The sequence below is a fragment of the Caldifermentibacillus hisashii genome (assembly GCF_039654145.1).
GTDB lineage: Bacteria > Bacillota > Bacilli > Bacillales > Caldibacillaceae > Caldifermentibacillus > Caldifermentibacillus hisashii.
This window is the reverse complement of record NZ_CP155467.1, coordinates 636633-651291: the sequence shown is the minus strand read 5'-3', so window position 1 is coordinate 651291 and position 14659 is coordinate 636633. Positions and strand designations below refer to the sequence as shown.

The window sequence follows — 14659 nt, the reverse complement described above, 5'->3', positions numbered from 1 at the left end:
TCTACAGTCCCCTTCCTCTTTTCAAAGTATGTATGATTAAATTGGCTGTCTCTTCAATTGCTTTATTCGAAACATCAATAATTGGGCAGCCAATCCGTTTCATGATCCTGTCGGCATAATCCAATTCTTCAAAAATTCGTTCCATACTTGCATAGTTTGACTCTGCATTTAACCCCATGGATTTCAATCGTTCTTTACGGACTTCATTTAACTTTTCCGGGCTAATTGTTAAACCGACACATTTGCTTCTCGGAATTTCAAAAATTTCTTTTGGCGGCGCGACTTCCGGAACGATCGGAACATTGGCCACCCGATATCCGTGGTGGGCCAGATACATGGCAAGCGGTGTTTTCGATGTACGGGAAACACCAATTAAAACCAAATCAGCCCATTTTAAACCACGAGGGTCTTTCCCGTCATCATATTTGACCGAAAACTCGATGGCCTCAATTTTTTTAAAATACGCTTCATCCATTCGCCTAATTAATTTTGGCTGATGTTTTGCTTCCTGTTTAAAAAAGTCCTCAAATACATGAAGGAGCGGGCTAAGCAAGTCAACAGAAAAAATACCTTTTTCAGCCGAACGGCGATCTAAATATTCCTTTAGCTCAGGGATAACAAGAGTGTAAGCAATCAGTGAATTCAATTCATCAACTGAATTTATTGCTTCATCAATGTCTTGAGTAGATTCAATAAACGAATGCCGATTAATTTCCACATGACCTCCGTTAAATTGACTGGCAACAGCTTTTACGACTAATTCCGCTGTTTCGCCGACTGAATCTGATACAACATGAACTACTTTTTGTCGGGTAATAACTTTCTCCCCCTTTATTAAAATTCTAGTGAACAAGCTAACTTTATTTAACTACAGGTCACATTATATCACACATTTTTTATTATTTTCCATCATTTTTTTGATTCATCATATAAATGTGATACTATATTTTATAATTAGTATATCATATTTGTCAAAAAATCAGTTGTCTTTTTTGCAAAATAATAAAGTTCCACCAAAATAACCGTCAAAACTTCCTTCTAATCTATGAACTACAAATTAACTTGTTCTCCTTTTTCTTAAAAAGTGTCACAATCAGCATAAGTTCGTTTCCTTCTTTTTATAAACAGAAAGAAAAGATCATTTTTAATCACAAAAACCGAACATTTATGCAAAATTAATTTTTAATGTTCGATAATTCCGTTGACAAAGTCCTTCTGTAATTGTTAAGATATACTTGAATTCAAAACAAATATGTTTTCTCTCATATAATGATGGGAATATGGCCCATAAGTCTCTACCCAATGACCGTAAATCATTGGACTATGAGAGAAAGTAGTTCAAAACGGATTATCCCGGACATGTTGTGCATATTTTTGCCGTATGTCCTCTTTCCTGACCCGGTATTGACTGCTTTCTCTTAGTGAGGGAGGTTGTCAATTCCGGGTTTTTCTATTTATCTATTTAAAGAATCGAGGGGAACACTTGTGAAGCCACTTGTCGGAGTCATTATGGGAAGCACATCGGACTGGGAAACAATGAAACATACATGTGATGTACTTGAACAATTGGAAATTCCTTATATAAAAAAAGTGGTCTCGGCTCACAGAACACCGGACCTCATGTTCTCTTTTGCAGAAACGGCAAGAGATGAAGGCTTGAAAGTGATTATTGCCGGAGCCGGTGGAGCTGCCCATCTACCCGGTATGGTTGCCGCCAAAACGACACTTCCCGTTATTGGCGTACCTGTTCAATCAAAGGCATTAAATGGATTGGATTCGCTATTATCAATTGTCCAAATGCCTGCCGGAGTCCCTGTCGCAACGGTCGCAATCGGTGTTGCCGGTGCAAAGAACGCCGGACTGCTTGCGGCACAAATTTTATCTGCCTTTGACAACGAAATCGCCGCAAAACTTCATCGGTTGCGGGAAGAAGCAAAAAACAGTGTCCTGGAAAGTAGTGATCAGCTTGTTTAAAACGATTTTACCTGGACAAACAATTGGTGTGATCGGCGGAGGTCAACTCGGACAAATGATGACATTAGCGGCAAAATCAATAGGTTTTCGCGTCATCGTCCTTGATCCGACGCCAAATAGTCCATGCGGTCAAGTAGCTGATGAACAAATTGTGGCAGCTTACAATGATTTAACAGCCGTTAAAATACTGGCTGAAAAAAGTGACGTCATCACCTATGAATTTGAAAATATTGACGCGAATGCACTGAGTTGGTTAACAAAACATGCATATGTCCCCCAAGGAACGGAAATTTTACGGGTAACCCAAAACCGAATTTATGAAAAAGCAACCATTCAGAAGGCTGGGGTCCCTGTTGTCCCATATGAGGTCATTCTCAATCAAACGGAACTCGAACACGGACTGGAAAATCTAGGATATCCTGCTGTTTTAAAAACGGCTACAGGCGGATATGACGGCAAAGGACAGTTGGTCATAAAAACGGAACATGATCGGATTTTTGCAGCCTCCTTACTTTCCACCGGACCTTGTGTGTTAGAACAATGGATTCCGTTTACAAAAGAAGTTTCAGTAATTGTCTCAAAAAATCCGGATGGGGAAACGGCGGTCTTTCCAGTCGCTGAAAATATTCATTGCAACAATATTTTACATCAAACCATCGTTCCGGCACGAATTGATAAAGAAACGGAAGAAAAAGCGATGGCGGCTGCTAAAAAAATTGCTGAGTTTCTTCATTTAATTGGCACATTGGCAGTAGAAATGTTTGTTACGGAAGATGGAGAAATTTATATAAATGAACTCGCACCAAGACCCCACAACTCCGGTCATTATTCGATTGAAGCCTGCATGACATCCCAATTCGAGCAACATATTCGGGCCATTTGTAATTTGCCGCTCGGTTCAACGGCACTTTTGAAACCGGCTGTCATGGTGAATATTTTAGGCGAACATCTCGAACCATTGCTGGAAAATCTTCATCATTTTAAACATTGGAAGATTCATTTATACGGAAAAAACGAAGCAAAACCGGGACGAAAAATGGGGCATCTCACCCGTCTATGTAACGATACAGATGAAGCCTTACAAGAACTGGAAGAAAACAATATTTGGTGAATCCTAACGGGGACCCGGGACCGGGAAAAAGTCATTTCTGACAAGAACTGGAGGAAAACATTACTTGGTAAATCCATTCACTTGTAACAGCTAAACTTCTCGGTGCATTCACCATTTGTATCACCTACTTCAAGAACATAACTGCCGGAAAAAAATAAATACGGGGGAAATAAAATGATCAAAAAACAGGCCTTATATGAAGGAAAAGCTAAACGAATTTATGCAACCGAAGACGAAAATATTGTTTGGGTTGAGTATAAAGATTCTGCCACCGCTTTTAACGGTGTAAAAAAAGCCGAAATCACCGGAAAGGGTCGTTTAAATAACGAGATTACCAGTTTGCTTTTTTTCCTGTTAACAGAAAAAGGAATTGCCAATCATTTTATAAAAAAAATTTCCGACCACGAACAATTAGTCAAACGGGTAAAAATCATTCCACTTGAAGTCATCGTCAGAAACTATGCGGCCGGGAGTTTTTCAAAACGTTTCGGAGTCGATGAAGGGAAAAGGTTGAAACGCCCGATTGTCGAGTTCTGCCTAAAAAATGATGAACTCGGTGACCCGCCGATTACCGATGACCAAATTGAAGTGTTGGAAATTGCAAGCACAGATGTTATCGAAACTTTAAAAACCTCAGCCTTGAAAATCAATGACATATTAACCGAGTTTTTTAAAGAATGCCGTTTAAAGCTGGTCGATTTTAAATTGGAATTTGGCGTAGATGCGGACGGCAATATTTTGCTTGCCGACGAAATTTCCCCGGATACATGCCGGCTTTGGGATATCGATACAAATGAAAAGTTAGATAAAGATCTATTTCGTCAAGACCTCGGCAATTTAATTGACGCCTATGAAACGATTTTACAAAGACTGGGAGGAAAACAACATGTATAAGGTAAAGGTCTATGTTACGTTGAAGGAAAGTGTACTCGACCCTCAAGGGACTGCTGTCAAAAAATCGCTCCGTATGATGGGTTACGACGATGTCAATGATGTTCGGATCGGAAAATATATGGAACTAACGATTGGGGAATCGGCAGATCAATTAGACGCAATGATTGAAGAAATTTGTTCAAAATTGCTTGCCAATCCGGTTATTGAAGATTATCGATATGAAATTGAGGAGTGTGTGCCCCAATGAAATTTGCCGTGATTGTTTTCCCCGGCTCTAACTGTGACGTTGATATGTACCATGCGGTTATTGATGAACTCGGTGAAGAAGCGGAATATGTCTGGCATGATGAAACAAATTTAGACCGCTTTGATGCCATTCTCCTCCCGGGTGGCTTCTCATTCGGCGATTATTTGCGGACCGGTGCCATCGCCCGCTTCAGTCCCGTGATGAATGAAGTCGTCAAAGCTGCTGAACTTGGAAAACCGGTCTTAGGTGTCTGCAATGGGTTCCAAATTTTGCTTGAAGCCGGTCTTCTTCCGGGAGCCATGCGACGCAACGATAGCCTGAAATTCATTTGTCGGCCCGTTCTCCTTGAAGTAAAAAATTCGAACACCATGTTCACGAATCAATATGCTCCCGGAGAAATAATCGAAATTCCAATCGCTCACGGGGAAGGAAATTATTACTGTGACGAAACAACTTTAGCAAAACTAAAAGCCAATAACCAGATTGTTTTTACCTATCACAACGAAAATCCAAACGGCAGTATCGAAAACATTGCCGGGATTATGAATAAGCAAGGAAATGTTCTTGGTATGATGCCCCATCCAGAACGGGCGGTGGCGAATCTTTTAGGTAGTCATGACGGATTGAAGCTTTTCCAATCAATTGTTAATCAATGGAGGGAATCCCATGCAATTAAAGCTTGAACCGAGTCCGGAACAAATTAAGGCAGAAAAAGTTTACAGTCAAATGGGCTTGACCGATGAAGAATTCTCCCGGATTGAAAAGATTCTTGGACGGTTGCCTAACTACACCGAGGTTGGACTCTTTTCTGTTATGTGGTCGGAACATTGCAGTTATAAAAACTCGAAACCGATCTTAAAGAAATTCCCTGTTACCGGTCCGCACGTTTTACAAGGACCCGGGGAAGGCGCAGGGGTTGTCGATATTGGCGATAATCAGGCCGTTGTTTTTAAAATTGAAAGCCATAATCATCCATCGGCCATCGAACCGTATCAAGGAGCGGCCACCGGTGTCGGCGGGATTATCCGTGATGTTTTCTCGATGGGCGCCCGTCCAATTGCCATCCTCAACTCCTTACGTTTTGGCGAATTGAAGAATGCACGCGGAAAATATTTATTTGAAGAAGTGGTTGCCGGAATTGCCGGCTATGGAAATTGTATTGGGATTCCAACAGTTGGCGGGGAAATCCAATTTGATGCTTGCTATGAGGGGAATCCGCTTGTTAATGCGATGTGCGTCGGCATACTCAATCATGAAGATATAAAAAAAGGGCAAGCACATGGTGTCGGAAACACGGTCATGTATGTCGGTGCCAAAACCGGTCGTGACGGTATCCACGGGGCCACTTTTGCTTCAGAAGAGTTAACGGAAGCATCCGAAGAAAAACGCCCGGCCGTACAAGTCGGTGATCCGTTCATGGAAAAATTACTACTTGAAGCTTGTTTAGAAGTGATTAAATCCGATGCACTCGTTGGTATTCAAGACATGGGTGCAGCCGGTCTTACCAGTTCGAGCGCGGAAATGGCCAGTAAAGCCGGATCCGGAATCGAGATGAATTTAGACCTGGTTCCTCAACGTGAAACCGGAATGACACCATACGAAATGATGCTCTCTGAATCCCAAGAACGTATGCTCCTTGTCGTAAAAAATGGAAGAGAGCAAGAAATTATCGATATTTTTAAAAGATATGGGTTGGAAGCTGTGGCCATCGGACGAGTCACAGATGATAAAATGTTACGCCTTCTTCATCACGGAGAAGTTGTTGCCGAAGTACCCGCCGATGCCTTAAGTGAAGATGCACCGGTTTACTACAAACCATCAATAGAACCGGCTTATTATCGGACGTTTCAAAAAATGGAAAACCGAATTCCGAAAGTAGAAAATATCGAGGAAACATTGTTACAGTTATTACAACAACCAACCATTGCCAGCAAAGAATGGGTTTATAACCAATACGATTACATGGTACGGACAAATACCGTTGTAGCTCCCGGTTCCGATGGTGCCGTTGTTCGTATTCGCGGCACAAGAAAAGCATTGGCCATGACGACAGATTGTAATTCCCGGTACATTTATTTAGACCCGGAAACCGGCGGAAAAATTGCAGTCAGTGAAGCAGCAAGAAATATCGTTTGCTCCGGTGGCGAACCGCTCGCCATTACCGATTGTTTAAATTTCGGCAGTCCGGAAAATCCGGAAATTTTTTGGCAATTAGAAAAGGCTGCCGACGGAATCAGTGAAGCTTGTCGTGTTTTAAAAACACCGGTGATTAGCGGGAACGTATCTCTTTACAATGAGACGAACGACACTGCGATTTATCCGACACCGGTTATTGGTATGGTGGGATTAATTCAAGATCTTAATCATATTACTACCCAACAATTTAAACAGGCGGGAGATTTAATCTATCTCCTTGGAGAAACAAAACCGGAATTTGGTGGTAGTGAATTGCAAAAACTTATCTATAGAGAAATATTTGGAAAATCCCCGTTACTTGACTTAGATGTGGAGGCTTTATACCAAGAGCAAATACTTACAGCGATACGTGCCGGACTTGTTGCCTCTTGCCATGATGTCAGTGAAGGCGGAGTTGCAGTGGCGCTTAGTGAATGTATCGTTGGGGCAGACGGAATTGGAGCTGATGTTGAACTCCAAGGTGAAGCCGTCACTCAATTATTCAGTGAATCGCAATCACGGTTTATTTTATCGGTAAAAGAAGAAAACCGGGAGCAATTCGAACGTTTCGTATCTGCCAAACTTATCGGCAGAGTTACAGCCGAACCTATTTTACAAATTTCCGTTAATAATGAAACGGTCGTCAAAGTAGAGGCAGAAAAAATCAAAAAAGCATGGAAAGGGGCGATCCCATGCTTGCTGAACTAAGGGGATTAAATGAAGAATGTGGAGTTTTTGGGGTTTGGGGACATCATAATGCCGCTCATATCACCTATTACGGCTTGCAAAGTCTCCAGCACCGCGGTCAAGAAGGGACAGGAATCGCTGTTACCGACGGAAAACAAATTCATATAAAAAAGGGTGAGGGCTTAGTTACTGAAGTTTTTTCTAAAAATGATATGGATGATTTGCAGGGAACAGGTGCCATTGGACATGTTCGATATGCAACAGCAGGCGGCAGTGGACCGGAAAATGTCCAGCCGCTCCTGTTCAAATCACAAACCGGCAGCCTTGCTCTGGCCCATAACGGGAATTTGACCAACGCAACAGTGCTAAGATCTTTATTGGAAGCGGAAGGCAGTATTTTTCAAACGACTTCCGATACAGAAGTACTTGCCCATTTAATTAAAAGAAGCAAACGAACGCAATTCATCGATCAAATGAAAGCTGCCTTGAACATGCTGCAAGGTGCGTATGCCTACTTACTTATGACCGAAACAGAATTAATTGTCGCTCTTGATCCTTATGGTTTAAGACCTTTATCAATCGGAAGACTGGGGGATTCCTATGTTGTAGCTTCGGAAACTTGTGCTTTTGATATTGTTGGCGCTGACTATATCCGGGATGTCCAACCGGGTGAAATGCTGATTATTAATCATGATGGAATCCGTTCTGAAATATTTACGACGCAGACGCAAATGTCCTTATGTACGATGGAATATGTTTATTTTTCCCGACCGGACAGTGATTTGCAAGGAATGAATGTCCATACTGCAAGAAAAAACTTAGGAAAGCAATTGGCACTTGAAGCGCCCATTGATGCGGATGTCGTCACCGGTGTTCCTGATTCAAGCATTTCTGCCGCCATCGGGTATGCGGAAGAATCCGGCATTCCGTATGAATTAGGTCTCATCAAAAATCGCTATGTTGGGCGAACATTTATCCAACCGACCCAGCAACTCCGCGAACAAGGAGTAAAAATGAAATTATCCCCGGTCCGTGGGGTTGTCGAAGGAAAACGGGTCATTATGGTTGATGATTCAATCGTTCGCGGGACGACCAGTCGACGGATTGTGCGGATGCTCAAAGAAGCCGGCGCCCGGGAAGTTCATGTCGTCATCAGCTCCCCACCAATCAAGCATCCTTGTTTCTATGGGATTGATACCTCCTCTCGGGAAGAATTGATTGCCGGCGATAAATCGGTGGAAGAAATCAGGCAAATCATCGGTGCGGATTCTTTAACTTTTCTAAGTGTGGAAGGCATGTTGAAAGCACTGGGAAGAGAGCAAAGCGGTGGCATGAAAGGGAGCTGTCTTGCCTGCTTTACCGGTAAATACCCGACAGAACGCGAGACATTTGCCGTTGGAACAACAAGAGGATTTGATTTTTAATGAAAATTTAGAATGTATCCTTACAATGAGTCCTGATTTATCTAGTAACACATAGATTTCCGGCAAGTCTGCAAACTCAACCCTGCAGGAAATTTTGTAAAGGAAATGAACAAATTCGTACGCTCACTTTCAACAATTAGATGATTCGGTTTATGATAAACCGGTAAAGAAAACTCGGGCGTCCGAGCCTTTAGGCGAGAGCAGAGCCGCAAGAGCACTTATGCGTTAGGAAAGTAGAAATTGAAAAATTTATACTTTCCCATTAGCTAAAAAATTACGGGGGTTTCATTCATGGTAAAAGCCTATAAAGCGGCCGGAGTGGATATTGAAGCCGGCTATGAATCGGTAAAGCGAATAAAAAAACATGTATCAAGGACAAACCGCTCGGGATTACTCGGGGCAATCGGCAGTTTTGGAGCTATGTTCGATCTGTCCGTCCTGAACATGAAGGAACCAATTTTAGTTTCAGGAACGGACGGGGTCGGAACAAAATTGAAGTTGGCGTTTCTTCTTGATAAACACGATACAATCGGAATTGATGCCGTGGCGATGTGTGTCAATGATATTGTTGTTCAAGGGGCCGAACCGCTTTACTTTCTAGACTATATCGCCTGTGGGAAAGCAATACCTGAACGAATTGAAGCCATTGTAAAAGGAGTGGCCGATGGTTGTGTGGCTGCCGGCTGTGCGTTAATTGGCGGAGAAACTGCTGAAATGCCCGGTTTGTACGATGAAAGCGAATATGATATTGCCGGTTTTGCCGTCGGTGCCGTTGAAAAAGCAAATCTTATCACCGGTTCCACCATTAAAAGCGGCGACGTCCTTATCGGTCTGGCAGCAAACGGTATTCACAGCAACGGCTATTCCCTCGTTCGCAAATTGTTTTTGGAAGAAAAGAAATTCAGCTTAAATGATTGGTTCCCTGAATTACAATCGACACTTGGCGAAGAATTACTGAAACCGACAAGAATTTATGTCAAACCAATTTTAGCCGCATTAAAAAAATTCCATATGAAAGGAATGGCCCATATAACCGGTGGTGGCTTTATTGAAAATATACCGAGGATGCTCCCGGACGGCTGCGGTTGCATTATCCGTGAAGGCAGCTGGGAAATCCCGCCAATATTTACACTCATGGAATCAATCGGTAAACTGGACCGGGCTGAAATGTATAATGTTTTTAATATGGGGATTGGCATGGTCATTGCCGTACATCCTGAAGAAGCGGATGCACTATTAAGCCATTTCAAAATCCTAGGTGAAAAACCATTTCTAATTGGAACGGTAACTGATAAGCCCGGTATCCAAATTTTGAGAAATGAGGGCGGACAATGAAAAATATTGCCATCTTTGCATCCGGTAACGGCAGTAATTTCCAAGCATTGGTTGATGCCGTTAAAGAAGGAACGCTTCGGGCAAATATTGCGCTTCTCGTTTGTGACCGGCCGGGTGCTTATGTAATTGAAAGAGCAGAAGCGGAACATATTCCCGTATTTTTATTTAATCCGAAACAATATCAACATAAAGCTGCATATGAAACAATCATTCTAGCAAAACTCGTCGAAATGAACATTGAATTTATTGCATTGGCCGGTTACATGCGACTCATTGGTCCAACAATCTTAAAGCATTACGAAGGAAAAATTGTTAATATACATCCTTCCCTGTTGCCGGCTTTTCCCGGACTGGATGCGATCGGACAAAGTTTACAAGCAGGTGTAAAACAAACCGGTGTAACGATCCATTATGTCGATGAAGGAATGGATACCGGAAAAATAATTGCCCAACAAGCGGTTCCCATTTCCGTTGATGAAACAAGGGAATCATTACAAGTTAAAATTCAGGCCGTTGAACATCAATTATACCCGGCTACTTTACAAAAGCTGTTAAACTTTTCATCATCCTTTTCTACAAGAACACAATTGGAGGCTAAATAATATGTCAAAAAAACGTGCACTCATCTCTGTATCCGACAAAACCGGTGTCGTCGATTTTGCAAAAGAACTTGTTGAACTCGGCTTTGAAATCATTTCAACCGGGGGAACGAGCAACGCTTTAATAGAAGCCGGTATCCCTGTAATCGGAATTAGTGACATCACCGGCTTTCCGGAAATTCTTGACGGTCGCGTAAAAACTTTACACCCGGCTATTCATGGCGGATTGCTGGCCAAATTGGACGAAGCGGAACATGTTAACCAAATTGAAGAACATGGGATTTCACCAATCCACCTTGTTTGCGTAAACTTATATCCATTTAAAGAGACCATTTCCAAACCAAATGTTTCGGTTGAAGAAGCAATTGAAAATATTGATATTGGCGGTCCATCGATGTTACGGTCAGCGGCAAAAAACCATCAACATGTAACGGTTGTTGTTGATCCGACCGATTACACTGTTGTCCTTGATGAATTAAAAAAGAACGGTGAAACACAATTTTCAACACGCAGAAGACTTGCTGCAAAAGTATTCCGTCATACAGCCGGATACGATGCCTTGATTGCCGAATATATGACCAATTTAACCGGGGAAGTGTTCCCTGAAAAATTAACAGTTACATACGAATTACAACAATCGTTACGATATGGGGAAAATCCTCATCAACATGCAGCTTTTTATAAAAAACCACTTGGATCCAGTTTTTCCATTGCCAATGCGACACAGTTACACGGGAAAGAACTTTCTTACAATAATATTAATGATGCCGCCAGTGCCTTATCCATTGTTGAAGAATTTAACGATCCGGCTGCGGTTGCCGTAAAACATATGAATCCGTGCGGTGTCGGGATTGGTAAAACGATATTTGACGCTTATGCAAAAGCATTTGAAGCCGATCCGGTTTCCATTTTTGGCGGTATAGTCGCCTTAAACCGGGAAGTCGATGAACAAACGGCCAAGAAACTTCATGAAATTTTCCTGGAAATCATTATTGCTCCTTCATTTAGTAAAGAAGCATTAAACATCTTAACAACGAAAAAGAATATTCGCCTGTTAACCGTACCTTTTACAAAAGAAAATAAAAATGAATTCAGGCTTACATCCATTGAAGGCGGTTTGCTTGTTCAAGATTATGACCGGGCCGGCTTGGACGAGGCTACGATTATGGTCCCAACAAAACGTAAACCAACCGAGGAAGAATGGGAAGCATTAAAACTTGGCTGGAAAGTGGTTAAACATGTGAAGTCGAATGCCATCGTCGTCACTTCTAAAGATTCAACGCTCGGTGTTGGCGCCGGTCAAATGAATCGCGTCGGTGCTGCCAAAATTGCTCTTGACCAGGCAGGAAAGAAAGCACAAGGAGCCGTCTTAGCTTCCGATGCCTTTTTCCCGATGGATGATACAGTAGAAGCAGCCGGTCAAGCAGGGATTACAGCGATTATTCAACCGGGGGGATCGGTGAAGGACGCCGACTCCATCAAAAAGGCGGATGAGTACGGAATCGCGATGGTATTTACCGGTATCCGTCATTTTAAACATTAATCTTTCGTTCCTTTATCATTCTGAATCTGAACCATATTTGGAGGTTGACAAATGAATGTTCTAGTTATTGGCAGAGGCGGTCGTGAACATGCCATTTGCCGAAAAGTCAGTGAAAGTCCCTTGGTTGAACAAGTTTTCGCGGCACCGGGAAATGCCGGGATGAGTGATTGTGCCACATGTATTGAGATTAACGAACATGAACAAGATCAATTAGTCGAGTTTGCCAAACAAAACGATATCGGCTTAACAATCATAGGACCGGAAGTACCGCTTTTAGAAGGGTTGGCGAATCGATTCCGCGCTGAATCACTCTTAGTTTTTGGACCCAACAAAGAAGCAGCAGAAATTGAAGGCAGTAAATCATTTGCCAAATCCTTGATGAAAAAGTACCAAATCCCTACTGCAGAATATGAAGTTTTCACTGAATTTGATCAAGCAAAAGACTATGTTTTGGAAAAAGGAGCGCCTATCGTTATTAAAGCTGACGGTTTAGCCGCCGGAAAAGGGGTTGTCGTTGCTAATACTGTAGAAGAAGCTGTTTCCACACTGGAAGAATTTTTATTACAAAATAAATTTGGTTCCTCTTCCGCAAAAGTCGTCATTGAGGAGTTTTTGGAAGGGGAAGAATTTTCGTTCATGGCCTTTGTCAACGGAACAAATCTCGTCCCTTTGGAAATTGCCCAAGACCATAAACGGGCTTTTGACGGGGATCAAGGACCGAACACCGGCGGAATGGGCGCATATTCACCCGTCCCTTTTATCAGTCAAGACACGATTCATAAAGCTTATGAAACGATTTTAAAGCCGGTTACGGAAGCATTAGTTTTGGAAAATAGAAGTTTTACAGGAATCCTTTATGCCGGATTAATCCATACCGCTTCCGGCCCCAAGGTTATTGAATTCAATGCCCGTTTTGGCGATCCGGAAACCCAAGTCGTTTTGCCGCGAATGGAATCCGATCTTGTGGAAGTAATTTTGCAATTATTAAATGGCGAGACACCAATCATTGAATGGGATGATGAAGCAGTACTCGGTGTTGTGATCGCAGCAAAAGGTTATCCGGAATCCTATCAAAAAGGTTTTGTTCTTCCTGCATGTGAATCCATTGATCAAAATGTCCTCCTCTTCCATGCCGGTACAGTAAAAAATGATAAAGGAGAACTGCTTGCCAACGGAGGCCGTCTCCTGTTGGCAGCGGCTAGAGGAAAAACGTTAGCTGCTGCTCAATCAAATGTATATAAGGAATTGGAAAAACTGAACTGGGAGAATTGCTTTTATCGAAAAGATATCGGCAATCGCGCCATTAACCATTCTGTTGTAAAATAAGAGATCGGGGTGTATAAAGAAGGGCGACCTTTTTTGGCACCCTTTTTTCATGAAACAAAAGAGCTGTCAGGACAATGTCTCAAAATAATAAAACCCAAGAATGCAGGAAAGTGAACATTCTTGGGGAAATTTTCGAGCCTTCTATTCAGCATCGAAAATTGTTATTCAATGATATTTTAATAAATATGAACAAACGGCTCATCCATATCCGGTTCTTTTAAAATTAATGCTTCTTGATTGGTTACTGAATTGACATTTACTTCCGTCGTTGCATATTTCGGAAAGCTCTCAACAATTAAGCTTGCAATATATTGTGAAAAACCGATGACTTCCGTTTTTCCATAAAATTGCATGGTTACATCAATGGATATTTTATTTAATTCATTATTAATATATAGAGCCCTGCCGACAATCCCGTTATAGTTGGAAAAATACTGACCGACATTATTTTTAAACGTATCAAACTGTTGGGCATCGTCACGATGTTTTTCCGTTGCTTCAGTTGAAGGGAAAAGCACATATTCCTCTTCTACCTTATTCCATTCCAATGATGTTCCACTTTCCGCCGTTCCATAAGCAAAGTAGTTTCCGGGGACAATGGATGTTTTATCTTGTTGTTTAAATAACCCGATTGTAATCGGAACAGACTCTAAACCTTTGATCTTTCTTAACTGACCAATCAATTCCTCAGCGATTCGCTTTCCTTCGCTTTCAATGACATTATTGGGGATCTCAACTTTTTTCTCTGCCCCATCCAATTTGTAATAATAGACAGAGTTTAATGCCAACCCAATGGACACACCGCCCAGTTTTACCGTATCACCTTCTGACTTAACTAAATAATCGTGTTCAAGAATATGAGCTAAGTAAATTGGATTTTTTTCTTGGTCAGCTTCATTTTCTAATAATGGATTTAGACCGATGTTTTCATTTTCCTTTAAACCTTTTTCTTGTAATTGTCCACTTGTCATTTTCCTTCTCAGCCAACCGGTGATCGTCTTTTTATTAATATATTGGCCTTCTTGAAAAATATAGGTGTCAGTAGGAAAATTCCGTTGAGATATTCGTAATAATCCTTCTTCAAATTCATCGCTGTCAAAACGATTATTTAAATTGCTGACAACCATCCCGCGTACACTGGAAGGTTTGAATGGCGTCAACGTCCGATAATAAGATTCAGATATTTGATATTTTGGGATAATCGCTTTCTCCTCTGTTTTATTATTTTTTTTAACTACTTCATCCTGATCATTAACATTTGGCAGACAACCGGATAAAACAAAAACGAGAAGGAAGGATAGAATCATGTATTTTCTCATTTTTTGGACACCTCTTTAAAAAAAG

Annotated in this window: 13 protein-coding genes and 1 riboswitch; of the genes, 11 read left to right on the top strand and 2 right to left on the bottom strand. The window is 41.6% G+C overall.

Annotated elements, in window-relative coordinates:
• Nucleotide 1: 1 nt before the first annotated feature.
• On the bottom strand, nucleotides 2-817 hold the full coding sequence (locus NSQ14_RS03070; RefSeq protein ID WP_034768082.1) for a pyruvate, water dikinase regulatory protein: 816 nt from the start codon (nucleotides 815-817) through the stop codon (nucleotides 2-4).
• Nucleotides 818-1242: 425 nt separating this feature from the next.
• Nucleotides 1243-1344, top strand: a riboswitch (purine riboswitch).
• 141 nt (nucleotides 1345-1485) lie between these two features.
• On the opposite strand from NSQ14_RS03070, the gene purE reads away from it, so the two are divergent.
• The 11 genes from purE to purD all read left to right on the top strand — a co-directional run bounded on the left by purE (nucleotide 1486) and on the right by purD (nucleotide 13315).
• On the top strand, nucleotides 1486-1974 hold the full coding sequence (gene purE / locus NSQ14_RS03065) for a 5-(carboxyamino)imidazole ribonucleotide mutase (protein WP_326973999.1): 489 nt from the start codon (nucleotides 1486-1488) through the stop codon (nucleotides 1972-1974).
• Entirely contained in the window at nucleotides 1958-3085 is a 1128-nt protein-coding gene (gene purK, locus NSQ14_RS03060; RefSeq protein WP_326974010.1) for a 5-(carboxyamino)imidazole ribonucleotide synthase, read from the top strand. The genes purE and purK overlap by 17 nt, the downstream gene beginning before the upstream one ends.
• Nucleotides 3086-3259: 174 nt before the next feature.
• Nucleotides 3260-3979, top strand: a complete 720-nt coding sequence (gene purC, locus NSQ14_RS03055) for a phosphoribosylaminoimidazolesuccinocarboxamide synthase (protein WP_326973997.1) — start codon at nucleotides 3260-3262, stop codon at nucleotides 3977-3979.
• Nucleotides 3972-4226 (top strand): phosphoribosylformylglycinamidine synthase subunit PurS, encoded by a 255-nt coding sequence (purS, locus tag NSQ14_RS03050; protein WP_346216847.1) that lies wholly within the window; start codon nucleotides 3972-3974, stop codon nucleotides 4224-4226. The genes purC and purS overlap by 8 nt, the downstream gene beginning before the upstream one ends.
• On the top strand, nucleotides 4223-4909 hold the full coding sequence (gene purQ, locus NSQ14_RS03045) for a phosphoribosylformylglycinamidine synthase subunit PurQ (protein ID WP_034767977.1): 687 nt from the start codon (nucleotides 4223-4225) through the stop codon (nucleotides 4907-4909). Before purS ends, purQ begins: the two co-directional genes overlap by 4 nt.
• Entirely contained in the window at nucleotides 4893-7109 is a 2217-nt protein-coding gene (gene purL / locus NSQ14_RS03040; RefSeq protein ID WP_326973994.1) for a phosphoribosylformylglycinamidine synthase subunit PurL, read from the top strand. The genes purQ and purL overlap by 17 nt, the downstream gene beginning before the upstream one ends.
• On the top strand, nucleotides 7094-8512 hold the full coding sequence (gene purF / locus NSQ14_RS03035; protein WP_051988979.1) for an amidophosphoribosyltransferase: 1419 nt from the start codon (nucleotides 7094-7096) through the stop codon (nucleotides 8510-8512). Before purL ends, purF begins: the two co-directional genes overlap by 16 nt.
• Before the next feature lie 291 nt (nucleotides 8513-8803).
• Entirely contained in the window at nucleotides 8804-9847 is a 1044-nt protein-coding gene (gene purM, locus NSQ14_RS03030; protein WP_041846689.1) for a phosphoribosylformylglycinamidine cyclo-ligase, read from the top strand.
• Nucleotides 9844-10449: a phosphoribosylglycinamide formyltransferase gene (gene purN, locus NSQ14_RS03025; RefSeq protein ID WP_052514602.1), complete on the top strand. Its 606-nt coding sequence runs from the start codon at nucleotides 9844-9846 to the stop codon at nucleotides 10447-10449. Before purM ends, purN begins: the two co-directional genes overlap by 4 nt.
• A gap of 1 nt (nucleotide 10450) precedes the next feature.
• The gene (gene purH / locus NSQ14_RS03020) at nucleotides 10451-11989 is read left to right on the top strand and encodes a bifunctional phosphoribosylaminoimidazolecarboxamide formyltransferase/IMP cyclohydrolase (protein ID WP_041846690.1); all 1539 of its coding nucleotides are present in this window, start codon (nucleotides 10451-10453) and stop codon (nucleotides 11987-11989) included.
• A 51-nt stretch (nucleotides 11990-12040) separates the two neighbouring features.
• Nucleotides 12041-13315 (top strand): phosphoribosylamine--glycine ligase, encoded by a 1275-nt coding sequence (purD, locus tag NSQ14_RS03015; RefSeq protein ID WP_340499280.1) that lies wholly within the window; start codon nucleotides 12041-12043, stop codon nucleotides 13313-13315.
• A 176-nt stretch (nucleotides 13316-13491) separates the two neighbouring features.
• Here purD and NSQ14_RS03010 read toward each other — a convergent pair whose 3' ends face one another.
• Nucleotides 13492-14634: a CamS family sex pheromone protein gene (locus tag NSQ14_RS03010; RefSeq protein ID WP_041847414.1), complete on the bottom strand. Its 1143-nt coding sequence runs from the start codon at nucleotides 14632-14634 to the stop codon at nucleotides 13492-13494.
• Nucleotides 14635-14659: the final 25 nt, after the last annotated feature.

Coding starts and splice junctions, on each gene's coding strand:
- purC (WP_326973997.1), top strand. CDS start 3,260: ATGATCAAAAAACAGGCCTTATATGAAGGAAAAGCTAAACGAATTTAT.
- purS (WP_346216847.1), top strand. CDS start 3,972: ATGTATAAGGTAAAGGTCTATGTTACGTTGAAGGAAAGTGTACTCGAC.
- purQ (WP_034767977.1), top strand. CDS start 4,223: ATGAAATTTGCCGTGATTGTTTTCCCCGGCTCTAACTGTGACGTTGAT.
- purL (WP_326973994.1), top strand. CDS start 4,893: ATGCAATTAAAGCTTGAACCGAGTCCGGAACAAATTAAGGCAGAAAAA.
- purF (WP_051988979.1), top strand. CDS start 7,094: ATGCTTGCTGAACTAAGGGGATTAAATGAAGAATGTGGAGTTTTTGGG.
- purM (WP_041846689.1), top strand. CDS start 8,804: ATGGTAAAAGCCTATAAAGCGGCCGGAGTGGATATTGAAGCCGGCTAT.
- purN (WP_052514602.1), top strand. CDS start 9,844: ATGAAAAATATTGCCATCTTTGCATCCGGTAACGGCAGTAATTTCCAA.
- purH (WP_041846690.1), top strand. CDS start 10,451: ATGTCAAAAAAACGTGCACTCATCTCTGTATCCGACAAAACCGGTGTC.
- purD (WP_340499280.1), top strand. CDS start 12,041: ATGAATGTTCTAGTTATTGGCAGAGGCGGTCGTGAACATGCCATTTGC.
- NSQ14_RS03010 (WP_041847414.1), bottom strand. CDS start 14,634: ATGAGAAAATACATGATTCTATCCTTCCTTCTCGTTTTTGTTTTATCC.